This is a genomic window from Cellulomonas jepli, assembly GCF_047229345.1.
Taxonomy (GTDB): domain Bacteria; phylum Actinomycetota; class Actinomycetes; order Actinomycetales; family Cellulomonadaceae; genus Cellulomonas_A.
Genome location: NZ_JBFTER010000044.1, coordinates 23655 through 37955, shown reverse-complemented (window position 1 = coordinate 37955; position 14301 = coordinate 23655). Strand labels below are relative to the sequence as shown.

The 14301-nt window shown below is 71.2% G+C and carries 14 protein-coding genes; all 14 read left to right on the top strand.

Annotated features, from left to right (window positions below):
• The first annotated feature begins 191 nt into the window (after positions 1 to 191).
• The 14 genes from AB6N24_RS12085 (at position 192) to AB6N24_RS12020 (ending at position 14236) form a co-directional block, all read left to right on the top strand.
• The gene (locus tag AB6N24_RS12085; RefSeq protein ID WP_183294793.1) at positions 192 to 1358 is read left to right on the top strand and encodes a type IV pilus twitching motility protein PilT; all 1167 of its coding nucleotides are present in this window, start codon (positions 192 to 194) and stop codon (positions 1356 to 1358) included.
• Positions 1358 to 2581, top strand: coding sequence for a type II secretion system F family protein (locus AB6N24_RS12080; RefSeq protein WP_412869645.1), 1224 nt, complete (start codon positions 1358 to 1360; stop codon positions 2579 to 2581). The genes AB6N24_RS12085 and AB6N24_RS12080 overlap by 1 nt, the downstream gene beginning before the upstream one ends.
• A gap of 151 nt (positions 2582 to 2732) precedes the next feature.
• Positions 2733 to 3149 carry a type IV pilin protein gene (locus tag AB6N24_RS12075; RefSeq protein ID WP_412869644.1) on the top strand — a complete coding sequence of 139 codons (417 nt, stop codon included), beginning with the start codon at positions 2733 to 2735 and terminating at the stop codon, positions 3147 to 3149.
• 93 nt (positions 3150 to 3242) lie between these two features.
• Positions 3243 to 4670 carry a type IV pilus modification PilV family protein gene (locus tag AB6N24_RS12070; RefSeq protein ID WP_412869643.1) on the top strand — a complete coding sequence of 476 codons (1428 nt, stop codon included), beginning with the start codon at positions 3243 to 3245 and terminating at the stop codon, positions 4668 to 4670.
• Positions 4667 to 5407, top strand: a complete 741-nt coding sequence (locus tag AB6N24_RS12065) for a prepilin-type N-terminal cleavage/methylation domain-containing protein (protein WP_412869642.1) — start codon at positions 4667 to 4669, stop codon at positions 5405 to 5407. The genes AB6N24_RS12070 and AB6N24_RS12065 overlap by 4 nt, the downstream gene beginning before the upstream one ends.
• 1 nt (position 5408) lies before the next feature.
• The gene (locus AB6N24_RS12060) at positions 5409 to 7154 is read left to right on the top strand and encodes a hypothetical protein (protein WP_412869641.1); all 1746 of its coding nucleotides are present in this window, start codon (positions 5409 to 5411) and stop codon (positions 7152 to 7154) included.
• Positions 7155 to 7164: 10 nt separating this feature from the next.
• Entirely contained in the window at positions 7165 to 7953 is a 789-nt protein-coding gene (locus AB6N24_RS12055) for a prepilin peptidase (protein WP_412869640.1), read from the top strand.
• 94 nt (positions 7954 to 8047) lie between these two features.
• Complete coding sequence (gene pilM / locus AB6N24_RS12050) at positions 8048 to 9112, top strand: type IV pilus assembly protein PilM (RefSeq protein ID WP_412869639.1); 1065 nt, start codon at positions 8048 to 8050, stop codon at positions 9110 to 9112.
• 59 nt (positions 9113 to 9171) lie between these two features.
• A complete protein-coding gene (locus tag AB6N24_RS12045) occupies positions 9172 to 9807 on the top strand; it encodes a fimbrial assembly protein (RefSeq protein ID WP_412869638.1) in 636 nt (211 codons plus the stop codon).
• Between the two features lies 1 nt (position 9808).
• Complete coding sequence (locus tag AB6N24_RS12040) at positions 9809 to 10624, top strand: hypothetical protein (protein WP_412869637.1); 816 nt, start codon at positions 9809 to 9811, stop codon at positions 10622 to 10624.
• A gap of 144 nt (positions 10625 to 10768) precedes the next feature.
• Entirely contained in the window at positions 10769 to 11959 is a 1191-nt protein-coding gene (gene aroC, locus AB6N24_RS12035; protein ID WP_412869636.1) for a chorismate synthase, read from the top strand.
• Positions 11960 to 12120: 161 nt separating this feature from the next.
• On the top strand, positions 12121 to 12669 hold the full coding sequence (locus AB6N24_RS12030; RefSeq protein ID WP_412869646.1) for a shikimate kinase: 549 nt from the start codon (positions 12121 to 12123) through the stop codon (positions 12667 to 12669).
• Positions 12666 to 13799 (top strand): 3-dehydroquinate synthase, encoded by a 1134-nt coding sequence (gene aroB, locus AB6N24_RS12025; protein ID WP_412869635.1) that lies wholly within the window; start codon positions 12666 to 12668, stop codon positions 13797 to 13799. Before AB6N24_RS12030 ends, aroB begins: the two co-directional genes overlap by 4 nt.
• Positions 13796 to 14236, top strand: a complete 441-nt coding sequence (locus AB6N24_RS12020; protein ID WP_412869634.1) for a type II 3-dehydroquinate dehydratase — start codon at positions 13796 to 13798, stop codon at positions 14234 to 14236. The genes aroB and AB6N24_RS12020 overlap by 4 nt, the downstream gene beginning before the upstream one ends.
• Positions 14237 to 14301 lie beyond the last annotated feature (65 nt).

Genomic DNA, 14301 nt, shown 5'->3' with positions numbered 1-14301 from the left:
CGCCGGGGGTGGCTCCGTACGCGGCGCCGCCGCCCGCGGGACCGCCGGCCGGTCACGGGGCGCCGCCCGCTCGTCCCGCGTCCGCACCCGCCGGTGCCGGCTCTGCACCCGGTGGTGCCAGCGCGGCACCCGCCGGGGCACGCCCGCCGCAGGCTCCGGGCCAACGCTCGGCTGCTCCCTCGCGCGTCCGGATGACGCAGGAGGCGCAGGCCGAGGACGTCCGGCTCGACTCCGTGCTGCTCGAGATGGTCGCGACGGGCTCGTCGGACCTGCACCTGACGGCCGGCTCACCCCCGATGATCCGGCTCGACGGCAAGCTGCGCCCCATGGAGGGCTTCGAGACCCTCGCGCCCGAGTCGCTGCGCCGGACGCTGTACTCGATCCTCACGCAGAAGCAGCGCGAGGTCTTCGAGGCCGAGCTCGAGCTCGACTTCGCGTACGCGGTGCGAGGTCAGGCGCGTTTCCGCGTGAACCTGTACCAGCAGCGCGAGTCGATCGGCGCGGCCTTCCGAGTGATCCCGTACGAGATCAAGCCCCTCGAGAAGCTCGGCGTGCCGAACGTCGTGGGCTCGTTCGCGGGGTTGCCCCGCGGGCTGGTCCTCGTCACGGGGCCGACCGGCTCCGGCAAGTCGACGACCCTCGCGGCGGTCGTCGATCTCGCGAACCGCACGCGGGACGACCACATCATGACGGTCGAGGACCCGATCGAGTTCCTGCACCGGCACAAGCGCTCGATCGTCAACCAGCGTGAGGTCGGTGCCGACACGCACTCGTTCGCGCGCGCGCTCAAGCACGTGCTGCGCCAGGACCCGGACATCATCCTGGTCGGTGAGATGCGTGACCTCGAGACGATCTCGGTGGCGCTGACCGCCGCGGAGACCGGCCACCTCGTGTTCGCCACGCTGCACACCCAGGACGCCGCGCAGACGATCGACCGCATCATCGACGTCTTCCCCGAGGGTCAGCAGGCACAGGTGCGCACGCAGCTCTCCGGGGTCATCCAGGGCGTCGTCTGCCAGACGCTGTGCAAGCGCTCGAGCGGCAAGGGGCGGGTCGTGGCCACGGAGATCATGGTCGCGACCCCCGCGATCAGGAACCTGATCCGCGAGGGAAAGACCCACCAGATGTACTCCGCGATGCAGGCCGGCGCCGAGCACGGGATGCACACGCTCGACCAGCACCTCGCGGAGCTCGTCAAGACCGGGAAGATCTCCTACGAGGTGGGGCTCGAGAAGGCGCACCACGTCGAGGACTTCAACAAGCTCACCGGTCGCACGACGCGGATGAACCAGGGCGCGGCGGCGCTGCAGATGAACGGCATGCAGGGCGTGCCTGCACCGATGAGTGGAGGCATGTGATGGCCGCCCGTACCTACCAGTACTCGGTCCGGAGCCAGGACGGCAAGGTCGTCAAGGGCAAGATCGAGGCGAACGACGAGGTCGCCGTCGCGAACCGGCTGCGGACGATGGGGCTCGCGCCCATCGCGATCGACGAGGTCAGCACGACCGGCATGCAGCGGGAGATCTCGATCCCCGGCTTCGGCGACCGGATCACGATGAAGGACCTCGCCGTCATGTCGCGGCAGATGGCGACGATGATCTCCGCGGGCCTGTCGCTGCTGCGTACGCTGACGATCCTCGCGGACCAGACCGAGTCGAAGCCGCTCGCGAAGGTGCTCGCACAGACCCGCAGCGACGTCGAGACCGGCGTGTCGCTCTCGGAGTCGCTCGCGCGGAACAAGGACTCGATCCCGCCGCTCATGATCAACATGATCCGGGCCGGGGAGATCGGTGGCTTCCTCGAGCAGTCCCTGGTGTCGATCGCCGACAACTACGAGGCCGAGGTCCGGCTCCGCGCCCAGATCAAGTCCGCCATGACGTACCCCGTGATGGTGTTCATCATGGCGATCCTCGCGGTCATCGGGATGCTCCTGTTCATCGTGCCGATCTTCGAGCAGATGTTCACGGACCTCGGCGGCGCGCTCCCGTGGCCGACCCAGATCCTCGTCGTCCTCTCGGCTTGGATGAAATGGCTGGCGCCGCTCCTCGCCGTCTGCACGATCGCCTTCGCGGTCTGGTGGAAGAAGCACAAGAACGACGAGTCGATCCGTTCCAGGTTCGAGCCGGCTCTGCTCAAGATGCCGGTATTCGGTGCGTTGTTCCAGAAGGTCGCCATCGCCCGTTTCACCCGGAACTTCGGCACGATGCTCGGAGCCGGGGTGCCGATCCTGCAGGCGCTCGACATCGTGGGGGAGACGAGCGGAAACTGGGCGATCGAGCGGGCCGTCAAGGACGTCCAGGAGAGCGTGCGTAAAGGTCAGTCGCTGTCCGGCCCCTTGTCGAAGCACTCGGTGTTCCCCTCGATGGTCGTCCAGATGGTCGCGACCGGCGAGGACTCCGGTGCCCTCGAGGGCATGCTCAAGAAGATCTCGCAGTTCTACGACGAAGAGGTCAGCGCGACCACCGAGCAGCTGACCGCACTCATCGAGCCGCTCATGATCGCGATCCTCGGCGTGATCGTCGGCGGGATGATCGTCGCGCTCTACATGCCGATCTTCTCGATCTTCTCGCTCGTCGAGTAACGCCTTGCGGCCGGACGGGTGAAGCAGGGATTCCCCCGAACGGTCCATTAAGGCCCGGCCGCTCCTGGACGATGAACCTGGTGTAGCACCACACCGCACCGGTCAGCCGGGGCGCTCCACTCCGAAACTCAGACACTGGAAGAGGCACACAATGAACGCTCGCATTCGCGCCACGATGGAGAAGCGGGAGCGCGGCGAGAAGGGCTTCACGCTCATCGAGCTCCTCGTCGTCGTCATCATCATCGGGATCCTCGCCGCGATCGCCATCCCGGCGTTCCTCAAGCAGCGGGAGAAGGCCTGGGGCGCCGCCGTCGTCTCGGACGTCAAGAACGCCAGCACGGCGGCCGAGGCGTACGCCACGGACAACAACGGCCTCTACACCGGCATGACCGCGGCGACGCTCGGCACCAGTGCCGGCCTCACCACGAGCGCCGACGTGACCCTCACCGTCACGCCGAAGGACTCGGACAAGTCCTACACGATCGTCGGCACGCACGCGAAGCTGCCCAGCACGACGACGTGGACGTACGACAGCGTGACGGGGAAGACCGTCAAGGCGACTTCCTGACGTCTGCTCCGCTCAGCCCGACACGTGCGGGGCATCGCTCAGGCGGTGCCCCGCACGTCGGTACCCACACCAGCCCAGGAAGGAACGTCCCGGATGCGGCGCATGCACGAGGTCCTGACCGGCTCGCGTGACGAGGCGGGGATGAGCCTGGTCGAGGTGATCGTGGCGATGTTCGTCTTCGCGATCGTCTCGAGCGGGGTCATCTACGGGATGCTCTCGGTCATCACGCTGTCGAGGGACTCCCGGGCGCGCGAGGTCGCGGCGAACCTCGCGGCGCAGGAGATCGACCTGGCGCGCGACACCGAGGACCTGTTCGACCTGCTCGACAAGGACGTCGACAAGACGATCAGCAACGACAAGTTTCACGTCCAGGTCAGGACGCAGTGGGTGACGGACCCGAACAACGACATCGTCTGCGGTGCCGGCGGCTCGGCGCTCCGGTACAAGCGCGTGAACGTCAGCGTGACGTGGGACGGCAAGCGTGCGGCGACCGAGCCGGTGCGCGCCGACACCGTGATCCAGCCGGAGAGCAAGATCAACGACCCGACGAAGGGCACCATCCTCGTCTCCGTGCTGGGTGCGGCCGGTACGGGCGTCGGCGGGGTGAGCGTGAGCGCGGCCCCCTCCAGCGTCCCGAACGGCGCCACCTCGCTGACCGTCGCGCCCGCCCCGACCGACGCCCAGGGGTGCAGCTACGTCCTCAAGGTGACGCCCGGGACGTACGACGTCACGGTGAGCCGCGCGAGTCACGTCGACACGGCGCAGGCCACGACGTCCAAGGTCACGGTCGGCGTCACCGCCGGGACCTCCGCGGCGGCCTCGTTCCAGTACGACGCCGCGGGCACGTTCACCGTCAACTACGCGGGCGACTACGTCCCGGCGGCCGGTGAGGTGGTCCGTGTGCCGGCGAACCCGACGACGACGTTCCTCAGTACCTACGGAGCCCACGTGCTCGACCCCGGAGCCGCGACCTCGAGGTCCCGCACGGTCAAGCTGCACCCGTTCAGTGGCGGCTACCAGGTGTTCGCCGGCTCGTGCAAGGCGGCGGACCCCGAGGAGTGGCCCGACTCGACGAACGCGACGGGTCAGCCGATCACCGGCACCCGGCCCGCCGGGGTCGCGGCGGCTGCCGGCGGCACGGCGACGGCGAACGTCCCGATGGGTGTGGTCAAGCTCGCGCTGGGGAGCTCCGGCACTCAGCGCTACCTGCGGGCGGTCTCGGCGACCTCACCGGTCCCCGGCAGCGGCGACCCGGGCTGCGTCACGCCCGCGCCGGCCACGGCCGTGACGTACACCTTCGGCTCCGCGGCCGGCTACGGGATCCCGGCGGACGGCCTGCTCACCGTCGCCCTGCCGTACGGGTCCTGGCGCCTGTACTCCGGGACGGGAGCGACGGTCTCGAGCTGGACGACCGCGGTCGCCGCGGGGCAGATGAGCCTGCCCGCCGCCCCCGTGCCCGCGCGGTCGAGCATCGACCCGTCCGGCATCGTGACGTTCGACCCCCGGGTCGTGACGCCGTGACCGCGCTGCGGGCGCGCCTGAGCGCGGGGCGGCGCGACGACGCGGGGCTCACGCTCGCGGAGATGCTCGTGACGATGATGGTGACGTCCCTGCTGATGGTCCTCGTGGTCTCGCTCCTGACGTCCGTGACCCGGTCCTTCACCCGCGAACGCTCGGCGACCGACAGCACCCGCGCCGCCTCCGTCGCGATGAAGGAGGTCACGCGCGTCGTGCGCTCCGGCACGGAGATCCGGGTCGCGGGCCAGTCGCTGAACAACCCGGTCTTCCTCGCCGCGACGCGGGACTCGGTGGTGCTCCGGTCGTACCTGGACACGAGCTCCGCGACGCCCCGCCCGATCGTCGCGCGCTTCGAGGTGACCTCGACGGGTGCGCTCGTCGAGAAGCGCTGGAACGCGGTGACGTCGAGCGGCCCGTACTGGACGTTCACGGGGCTCCCCGCGGCGCCGTATCAGACGACCTCCGCCTACTGGACGAACGCTGCGTACTCGCGCACGATCGCGCGCGACCTCGTCACGGTGGCCGCGGGTGGCGCCGCGACCTTCAGGTACTTCGACAAGGACGCCGTCGAGGTCGTGCCGCCCGCCGTGGGCGTGCTCACGGTCGACCAGCTCCGGTCGATCGCGGCGGTGCAGGTGAACGTGACGGTGCAGGCCGACAAGACCGGGCGCGCGAAGCCGGTGACCCTGCAGAACACAGTCGGCATCCCCAACCTGGGGATCTCACGGGTGGGAGCCTGACATGATCCAGCTCGTGCGGCGGGCCCGCAGCGGCGAGGACGACTCGGGCATGGCGATGATCCTGGTCATCGGCGTCTCGGCGGTCCTCGCGATCTTCATGGTCGCGGCCGTCTCCTTCGCGATCGGCACGCAGCGGTCGTCACGCGCGACCCAGGACTGGAACGCCGCGATGGCTGCCGCGTACGCGGGCGTCGAGGAGTACCAGAGCCGGCTCGCGAACGACACGACCTACTTCCAGTACGGGAACCCGGCTGCGACGTTCAGCAGCGCCAGCGACGTGGCGCTCCCGCCGGTCGTGAACCCCGCGTTCGGGGTCGGGACGAGCGGGACGTGGGCGCCCGTCGCCGGCAGCGGCGGGGAGGCGAAGTTCCGCTACGAGGTCGACAACGCGAAGTTCGACGCGGACGGCACGCTGCGCCTGCGCTCGACGGGCCTGGCCGGCGGTGAGACGCGCACGATCGTCGCCGACCTCAAGCAGCAGGGGTTCATCGACTTCCTGTACTTCACCGACTTCGAGATCCAGGACCCCCTGGTCGCGGGAGACGACGTGGCGTTCTGCTCGCGCTACGCCTGGGCGGGGCGCACGTACAGCACCTCGTGCAGCGAGATCGCGTTCGGCGGCAACGACGACATCAACGGTCCGGCCCACTCGAACGACACGATCCGCATCTGCGACGCGAGGTTCCGTGGCACGGTGACCACGGCGTACAACCCGGCGTCCGGCGTCAAGTACGTCAAGCGGACGTCGAACAACGCGACGTGCAGCGGCCAGGTCTTCGACCTGCCCGGCTACCCGGCGTACAGCCCCGTCCTGCCGATGCCTGCGACGAACTCGCAGCTGAAGAAGGAGACGCGCTCCGACCTGTCGCAGGACGTGCCCCGCCCCGGTTGCCTCTACACGGGCCCGACCGAGATCGTGCTCAACTCGAGCGGGACGATGACGGTGCGGTCCCCGTGGACCAAGAAGACGAACGTCGTGGGGGACACGCCGACGACCGGGTCGAGCCCGGCCGCGTGCGGCACCCCCGGGAACAGCGCGGGACAGCTCGGCGGGCCCACCGGTCAGACGATCTCGGTCCCCGCGAACAACGTGGTCTACGTGCAGAACGTGCCGACGGTCCTCACGGACCCGAACTACAGCGCGGCGCCGCCGAGCGGGCTGTCCACGTCCACTGGTGCCGGCGGGCGCAACGGCCTGGGGTACCCGATGACGAACGAGACGACCCCCGAGTCCTCGACGGCCGCCAACCCCGCCTACGGGTTCAAGAACGGCGACGTCTTCGTCAAGGGGACCCTGCAGGGCAAGCTGACCATCGCGGCGGAGAACTACGTGTACGTCGTGGGCGACACCAAGTACGCGGACGGTCAGCGCGACATGCTCGGTCTCGTCGGGAACAACGCCGTGTGGGTGTGGAACCCGCTGAACTCCAGCAACGCGAGCCTGCTCGGCGGCTCGAACCGGCGCATCGACGCAGCGATCCTGTCCGTCGCGCACACCTTCCAGGTCCAGAACATCGGCCGTGGCGGCGGCAACCGGGGAACCCTCATGGTGAACGGTGCGATCGCCCAGAAGTACCGCGGGACGGTCAAGAGCGGGTCCAACGGGTACACCAAGGACTACAACTACGACGAGCGCTTCCGGTACACGGCTCCGCCGAAGTTCCTCTCGCCCGTCACCACGACCTACGGCGTGAACGTGTGGGTCGAGGTCTCGCCCGTGTTCGCCCCCTCCGGCACGTACCAGTAGCGTCCGCGGCGTGGAACTCGTCCTCCTCGCGCTCGTCGCGCTGCTCGGGCTCGCGATCGGCTCGTTCCTGAACGTCGTCATCTGGCGCGTCCCCCAGGGGCAGTCGGTCGTGCACCCCCCGAGCGCGTGCCCGGGCTGCGGCCACGCCATCCGCCCCATCGACAACGTCCCGGTCGTCTCGTGGCTCGCGCTGCGAGGCCGGTGCCGCGACTGCGGTGCGCCAATCTCGGTCCGGTACCCCCTCGTCGAGGCCGGAACCGCGATCCTGTTCGTCCTCACGGCGGTCGTCGTGGGCCTCACCTGGGCGCTGCCGGCCTTTCTCTACCTGGCCGCGATCGCGGTGTGCCTCGCCCTGATCGACATCGACACCCACCGGCTCCCGAACGCGATCGTCCTGCCGTCCTACGGCGTCGCGGCGGCGCTGCTCGCGCTCGCGAGCCTGAACCCCGGCGGGGAGCCGGCGTGGGCCGCGCTCCTGCGCGCGGCCGTCGGGTGCGTGGTCCTCTACGTCGTGTACTTCGTGCTGTGGTTCGCCTACCCCAAGGGCATGGGGTTCGGTGACGTCAAGCTCGCCGGCGTCCTCGGGCTCTACCTCGGGTGGTGCGGCTGGGGCGCGCTCGCCGTCGGCGGGTTCGCCGCGTTCCTGCTCTCGGGGATCTACGCCGTCGTGCTCCTCGTGGGGCGGCGGGCCTCCCGCAAGACCGGGATCCCGTTCGGACCCTGGATGCTCCTCGGTGCCGCCGTCGGGATCACCTGGGGCGAGCAGCTGTGGGACGCGTACCTCGCGCTGATGTTCTGACCTCGTTCTTCTGACCCCGTCACAACCCTCAAGGACCGCGCCTCGGCTCCCGATAGAGCAGGTGGTTCTGCTCCACAGCTGAGGGGATGGTCGTGTGGCCAAGTCACGGGTGATCGGTCTCGACATCGGGACGACCCATGTGCGCGCAACGGAGGTCGAGTTCGGCCGCGGTGGCCCGTCCGTCACGGGCGAGGCCGCGGTGACCAACTTCGGCGAGGTCGCGCTGCCCGCCGGTGCGGTCCGCGAGTGCGAGGTGGCCGAGCCCGAGACCGTCGCGAGCGCCCTGCGCCAGCTGTGGGTCCAGGCGAAGTTCAGCACCAAGGACGTCGTGATCGGCGTCGGCAACCAGCGGGTCATCGTCAGGGACCTGGATCTCCCGTGGCTCCCCAGGGCGCAGATCCGCACCTCCCTACCGTTCCAGGTGCAGGGCATGCTGCCCGTCGCCGTCGAGGACACCGTCCTGGACTACGTCCCGACCAGCACCTACGCGGGCGAGCACGGCGCGATGATGCGCGGTCTCCTGGTCGCCGCGACCAAGGAGACCGTCCGCGCGAACATCGCCGCGGTCGAGCGGGCCGGGCTCAAGCCCGTCATGGTCGACCTCGACGCGCTCGCGCTCGCCCGGGTCATGTCGCGCGGTGACGCCCAGGGCCGCACGGTCGGCGTCGTCGACGTCGGAGCACGCGCCACCACCATCGTCATCATCGCCAACGGCGTGCCCCGGCTCGTGCGCATGCTGCCCACCGGCGGCGACGACGTCACGGACGCGGTCGCCTCGGCCATGAGCATCTCCCTCCCCGACGCCGACCGGCTCAAGCGTGAGCTCGGTGTCGGCTACGGCGCCGCGCCCGAGCTCGCGGAGGCCGCGGAGAGCGTCCTGACCGTCACGACGAACCTCGTCGAGTCGGTGCGCAACACGTTCGTCTACTACGCGAGCAGCAACCCCGGTGCCGCCGCGGACATGATCATGCTGACCGGCGGCGGGTGCCAGCTCCCCGGCCTCGGGCAGTACCTGTCGAGCGCGACCCGGCTCCCCGTCGCGCTCGGGCAACCCCTGTCCACCATGGCGGTGCGCGCTCCGGGCGCACCGAAGGCCTTCGCCGAGCGTCAGCACTCCCTCGCCGTCTCGCTCGGCCTCGCGTTTGGAGTCGCCGCATGACCGCGCTTCTCGACCGTCGGTCGACCCGGGCGGAAGCGCCCGGCACCGACACCATCAGCATGCCGCAGGTTGATCTCACCCCTCCCGAGGTGTGGGCGTCACGCGCGCTCCGGCAGCTCCAGCGGCGACTCGTCGTCGGCCTCGGGGCCGTGGTGCTCGTGGTGGCGCTCGCCTGCGTCGCGGCGTCCCTGCAGGCCGCGTCGGCGCAGTCAGCACTCGCCGAGGCGGAGACGGAGACGTCACGGCTCCTCGCCGAGCAGAAGCAGTACGCGGACGTCCCCGTCGTCCTCGACCGCCTCGACAGCCTCGAGCAGGCACGGCTGACCGGGATGTCGACCGAGGTCCTGTGGACCCCGTACATCGGCGCCATCTTCGCGGTGATGCCCCCCGGGGTTCAGCTGTCGTCCATCACCACCTCGGGCGCCACGCCCGTCCTGGCGCCCGCCGCCCCGGCGGACCCGCTCCAGGAGCCGAGCGTCGGCACGGTCGCGTTCACGGGCCGCAGCCTCACCGTTCCCGACACCGGGGCGTGGCTCGACGGTCTCAGCAGCATCCCGGGCTTCCAGGACGCGTGGGTCTCCGGCGTGGAGACCAAGGAGGACGACGAGGACGGCGTCTACTACGAGGTCACCTCGCGCGTGCAGTTCACGGTCGACGCCTATGCCGGCCGCTTCTCCGAGACCGAGGGGAACTGACATGGCCAGCAAGACCACCTGGGTCGGCGGAACCGCCTTCGCGGCGGTGCTCGCGCTCGCTGGCGGCTGGACCCTCGGCGTCTCCCCGCAGATCGACGCCGCGGACGAGGCCGAGCTGCAGAAGGTCTCGGTCGACGCGCAGAACGCGACGCTCGAGGCCAAGCTCGTCGAGCTCAAGGCGCAGTACGAGAACCTCGAGCAGTACCGTGCCGAGCTCGCGGCGCTCGAGGTGCAGATCCCGCGCACCGCGCAGCTGTCCGACTACCTGCGTCAGGTCTCCTCGATCGCCGAGGCGAGCGGCGCCTTCGTCGTCTCCGTCAAGCCGGGCCCGCCGATCGCGATGAGCGACGCGGCCGCCGCCGGAGCGGCCGCGGCCCCGCCGCCCGCCGCCGAGACCGCCGACGCGGGCGCCCCCGCCGAGGCCACGGACGGCGGCGAGGCCACGGAGCCGACCGACGCAGAGGGCACCACCGCGCAGCCGGTCCCGCCGGCGGCCTCCGGGCTCAACGTCCCGGGCTTCGTCGCCGTCCCCGTCGACATCACGCTGCTCGGCTCCGTCGAGACGGTGACGACCGCCCTCGCCCAGCTCCAAACCGGATCGACCCGGCTCTTCCTCGTGACGGCGATCACGGGCGCGGGCACCGACGCCAAGGAGGCCTCGGAGGGCAAGCCGGCGACGAACAAGGGCGACATCGAGATGACGATCTCCGGCTACGTGTACGTGGTCGAGTCGCTCGACCCGCCCGCCGAGGACGGGGCCACCGAGGCGCCGGCCCTCCCGCCCGCCGACCTGAGCAAGCCGCTCACCGGCGCCTGACCAGGGCACCGCGCAGGGCCCGGTGGCGCCGCTCGTGACGGGCGGACCACCGGGCCCTGCGTCGTCCCGGGGGATCGCCGGCACGCAGGTCCACCGGACGGACTCGTCGAGGTGGGTCCCCGCACCCGTGGAAGGATGCCCACCATGCTGCGTTGGTTGACGTCCGGTGAGTCGCACGGTGAGGCGCTCGTCGGCATCCTCGAAGGTGTCCCCGCCGGCGTGGAGGTCACGACCTCCGACATCCAGGCCGCGCTCGCGCGGCGCCGGCTCGGGTACGGGCGCGGCGCGCGCATGAAGTTCGAGCAGGACGCGGTCCGGGTGCTCGGCGGCCTGCGCCTCGGGCTCACCCAGGGCGGGCCCGTCGCGATCGAGATCGGGAACACCGAGTGGCCCAAGTGGGTCGACGTGATGTCGTCGGACCCGGTGGACGACCCCGACAAGCTCAACCGCGCACGCAACGCGCCCCTCACGCGTCCGCGACCCGGGCACGCGGACCTCGTCGGCATGCGCAAGTACGCCTTCGACGACGCCCGACCGGTGCTCGAGCGGGCGAGCGCGCGCGAGACCGCGACGCGCGTCGCCCTCGGCACCGTCGCGGCCCACCTCCTCGAGCAGGCCGCCGGGATCCGCCTCGTCTCGCACGTCGTCGCCATCGGACCCGTCGCGACGCCCGACGACGCCCCGCTGCCGCACCCGGACGACACGGAGCGGCTCGACGCCGACCCGGTGCGCTGCCACCACCCCGAGACCTCCTCCGCCATGGTCGCCGAGATCGACGACTGCCACGCCGCCGGGGACACCCTCGGCGGCGTCGTCGAGGTCCTCGCCTACGGCGTCCCCTCGGGGCTCGGCTCGTACGTGCACTCCGACCGTCGCCTCGACGCCCGCCTCGCGGCTGCGCTCATGGGGATCCAGGCGATCAAGGGTGTCGAGGTCGGCGACGGCTTCCGCACCGCGACCCGCCGAGGCTCGCAGGCGCACGACGAGATCGAGCGCGACCCGACCGGGCGCATCGTCCGGCGCTCCAACCGCGCCGGCGGCGTCGAGGGCGGCATGTCCAACGGGGAGATCCTGCGCGTGCGCGCCGCGATGAAGCCCATCTCGACCGTCCCGCGCGCGCTGGCGACGATCGACACCGCGTCCGGCGAGCCCGCCAAGGCGCAGCACCAGCGCTCCGACGTGTGCGCCGTGCCCCCGGCCGCGGTCGTCGCCGAGGCGATGGTCGCGCTCGTGCTCGCCGACGCGCTCCTCGAGAAGACCGGCGGCGACTCCGTCGGCGAGGTGCGGCGCAACCTCACCGCGTACCTCGACGCGATCCCCGAGCTCCAGCGCTGACCCGGTGCCCACCCGGAGCACCGGCAGCCTCCCGCCGACGGACCGCTCGCGCCACCTCCGACGCGCCGCGGTAGCGTTCGCCCGTGCCTGACACCAGCCCATCGACGGAACCGCCGACACGGCCGTCGACGCAGCAGCCGACACAGCACGGCCCCCGCGTCGTGCTCGTCGGGCCCCCCGGAGCCGGCAAGAGCACCGTCGCCGCCGCCCTCGCCGGCCGTCTGGACCTGGCGGTCCGCGACACCGACGCCGACGTCGAGCTGACCGCCGGCAAGGCCATCAGCGAGATCTTCGTCGAGGACGGCGAACCCGCGTTCCGCGCGCTCGAACGCACCGCCGTGGCGACGGCCCTCGCGGAGCACCGCGGCGTGCTCGCGCTCGGCGGCGGCGCCGTGCTCGACACCGCCACGCAGGACGACCTCGTGCGCTACCGGGCGGACGGTGGGACCGTCGTGTTCCTCGACGTGAGCCTCGCCCACGCCGCCCCGCGCGTCGGGTTCAACCAGTCCCGCCCGCTGCTGCTGGGCAACCCGCGCGCGCAGTGGCAGGCGCTCATGGAGGCCCGCCGCCCCCTCTACGAGGCCGTCGCGAGCCTGCGCGTGTCGACCGACGGCCTCCGCCCGGGCGCGGTCGCCGAGATCGTCGAGAACCAGCTGGCCGCCGCCACCACCGACACGAGCGGCACGACCGACAGGAGGTCGGGGGAGTGACCACCGACGACAACACCCGCACCGTCCACGTCGAGGGCGACCAGCCCTACGACGTGGTGATCGGCCACCACCTCCTCGCCGAGCTGCCGAGACTCCTCGGGGAGGGCGTCCGGCGCGTCCTCGTCATCCACCCCACCGCGCTTGCCACCTCCGGGGAAGCCGTCCGCGAGGACCTCGCCGCGCACGGCTACGAGGCCCTCGCGGCCGAGGTCCCCGATGCGGAGTCCGCCAAGACCGCGCAGGTCGCGGCCTTCTGCTGGGGTGTGCTCGGTCAGGCCGACTTCACGCGCTCCGACGCCATCGTGGCGCTCGGCGGCGGCGCGACGACCGACCTCGCCGGCTTCGTCGCGTCGACGTGGCTGCGGGGCATCCGCGTCGTGCACGTCCCCACCACCCTTCTCGCCATGGTCGACGCCGCCGTCGGTGGCAAGACCGGGATCAACACCGCCGAGGGCAAGAACCTCGTCGGCACGTTCTTCCCTCCCGCCGGGGTGCTGTGCGACCTCGCGGCGCTCGAGACGATGCCGAAGTTCGACTACGTCGCCGGGCTCGCCGAGATCATCAAGTGCGGCTTCATCGCCGACCCCCGCATTCTCGACATCGTCGAGGCCGATCCCGAGCTCGTCGCCGACCCCGTCCGTGCAGCACGCTCGCCCGAGCTGCTCGAGCTCGTCGAGCGGTCCGTCGCCGTCAAGGCCCGCGTGGTCGGGGAGGACCTCAAGGAGTCCGGCCTCCGCGAGATCCTCAACTACGGGCACACGTTCGGCCACGCCATCGAGCAGGTCGAGCGCTACTCCTGGCGCCACGGCGCCGCCGTGTCCGTCGGCATGGTGTTCGTCGCCGAGCTCGCACGTCTCGCCGGACGCCTCGACGACACCGACGTCGCCCGCCACCGCGCGATCCTCACCTCCGTCGGACTGCCCGTGACCTACCGCGGGGACCGCTGGGACCAGCTCCTCGCCGCGATGCGTCGGGACAAGAAGACCCGTGGCGACCTCCTGCGCTTCGTCGTCCTCGAAGGCGTCGGACGACCCGTCCGCCTCGAGGGGCCGGACCCCACGCTCCTCGCCGCCGCGTACGCCGAGGTCGCCGAGGGCGCGCCCGCACCGTCCCGGGCGATCACGCTGTGACCCGCGTCCTCGTCCTCAACGGTCCCAACCTCGGACGCCTCGGGGTCCGCGAGCCCGACGTCTACGGCTCCGCGTCGTACGCCGACCTCGTCGACGCCGGCGCGCGCTGGGGCGACGAGCTCGCGCTCGTGGTCGAGGTCCGGCAGACGGACTCCGAGTCGGAGCTCGTCGGCTGGTTGCACGAGGCGGTCGACACCGGCAGTCACGTCGTGCTCAACCCGGCGGCGTTCACGCACTACTCGTACGCGCTGCGCGACGCCGCTGCCCAGGTCACGAAGGCCGGTCTCGTCCTCGTCGAGGTGCACCTGTCCAACCCCTACGCGCGCGAGACGTTCCGGCACACCTCGGTGATCGGTGCCGTCGCCACCGGGACCGTGGCCGGGTTCGGCTTCGACTCCTACCAGCACGCGCTGCGTGCCGTGGCCGCGCGCGTCTGAGGACCGCTCAAGACGGCGAGCCCACCGGCCGATGGTCAGGGCAGAACCGTCGAGAGGACCCGGGC

Bases quoted from the DNA above. Each gene is read 5' to 3' on its own strand.
- AB6N24_RS12085 (WP_183294793.1), top strand. From the start codon at position 192: ATGACGCAGGAGGCGCAGGCCGAGGACGTCCGGCTCGACTCCGTGCTG.
- AB6N24_RS12080 (WP_412869645.1), top strand. From the start codon at position 1,358: ATGGCCGCCCGTACCTACCAGTACTCGGTCCGGAGCCAGGACGGCAAG.
- AB6N24_RS12075 (WP_412869644.1), top strand. From the start codon at position 2,733: ATGAACGCTCGCATTCGCGCCACGATGGAGAAGCGGGAGCGCGGCGAG.
- AB6N24_RS12070 (WP_412869643.1), top strand. From the start codon at position 3,243: ATGCGGCGCATGCACGAGGTCCTGACCGGCTCGCGTGACGAGGCGGGG.
- AB6N24_RS12060 (WP_412869641.1), top strand. From the start codon at position 5,409: ATGATCCAGCTCGTGCGGCGGGCCCGCAGCGGCGAGGACGACTCGGGC.
- AB6N24_RS12045 (WP_412869638.1), top strand. From the start codon at position 9,172: ATGCCGCAGGTTGATCTCACCCCTCCCGAGGTGTGGGCGTCACGCGCG.
- AB6N24_RS12040 (WP_412869637.1), top strand. From the start codon at position 9,809: ATGGCCAGCAAGACCACCTGGGTCGGCGGAACCGCCTTCGCGGCGGTG.
- aroC (WP_412869636.1), top strand. From the start codon at position 10,769: ATGCTGCGTTGGTTGACGTCCGGTGAGTCGCACGGTGAGGCGCTCGTC.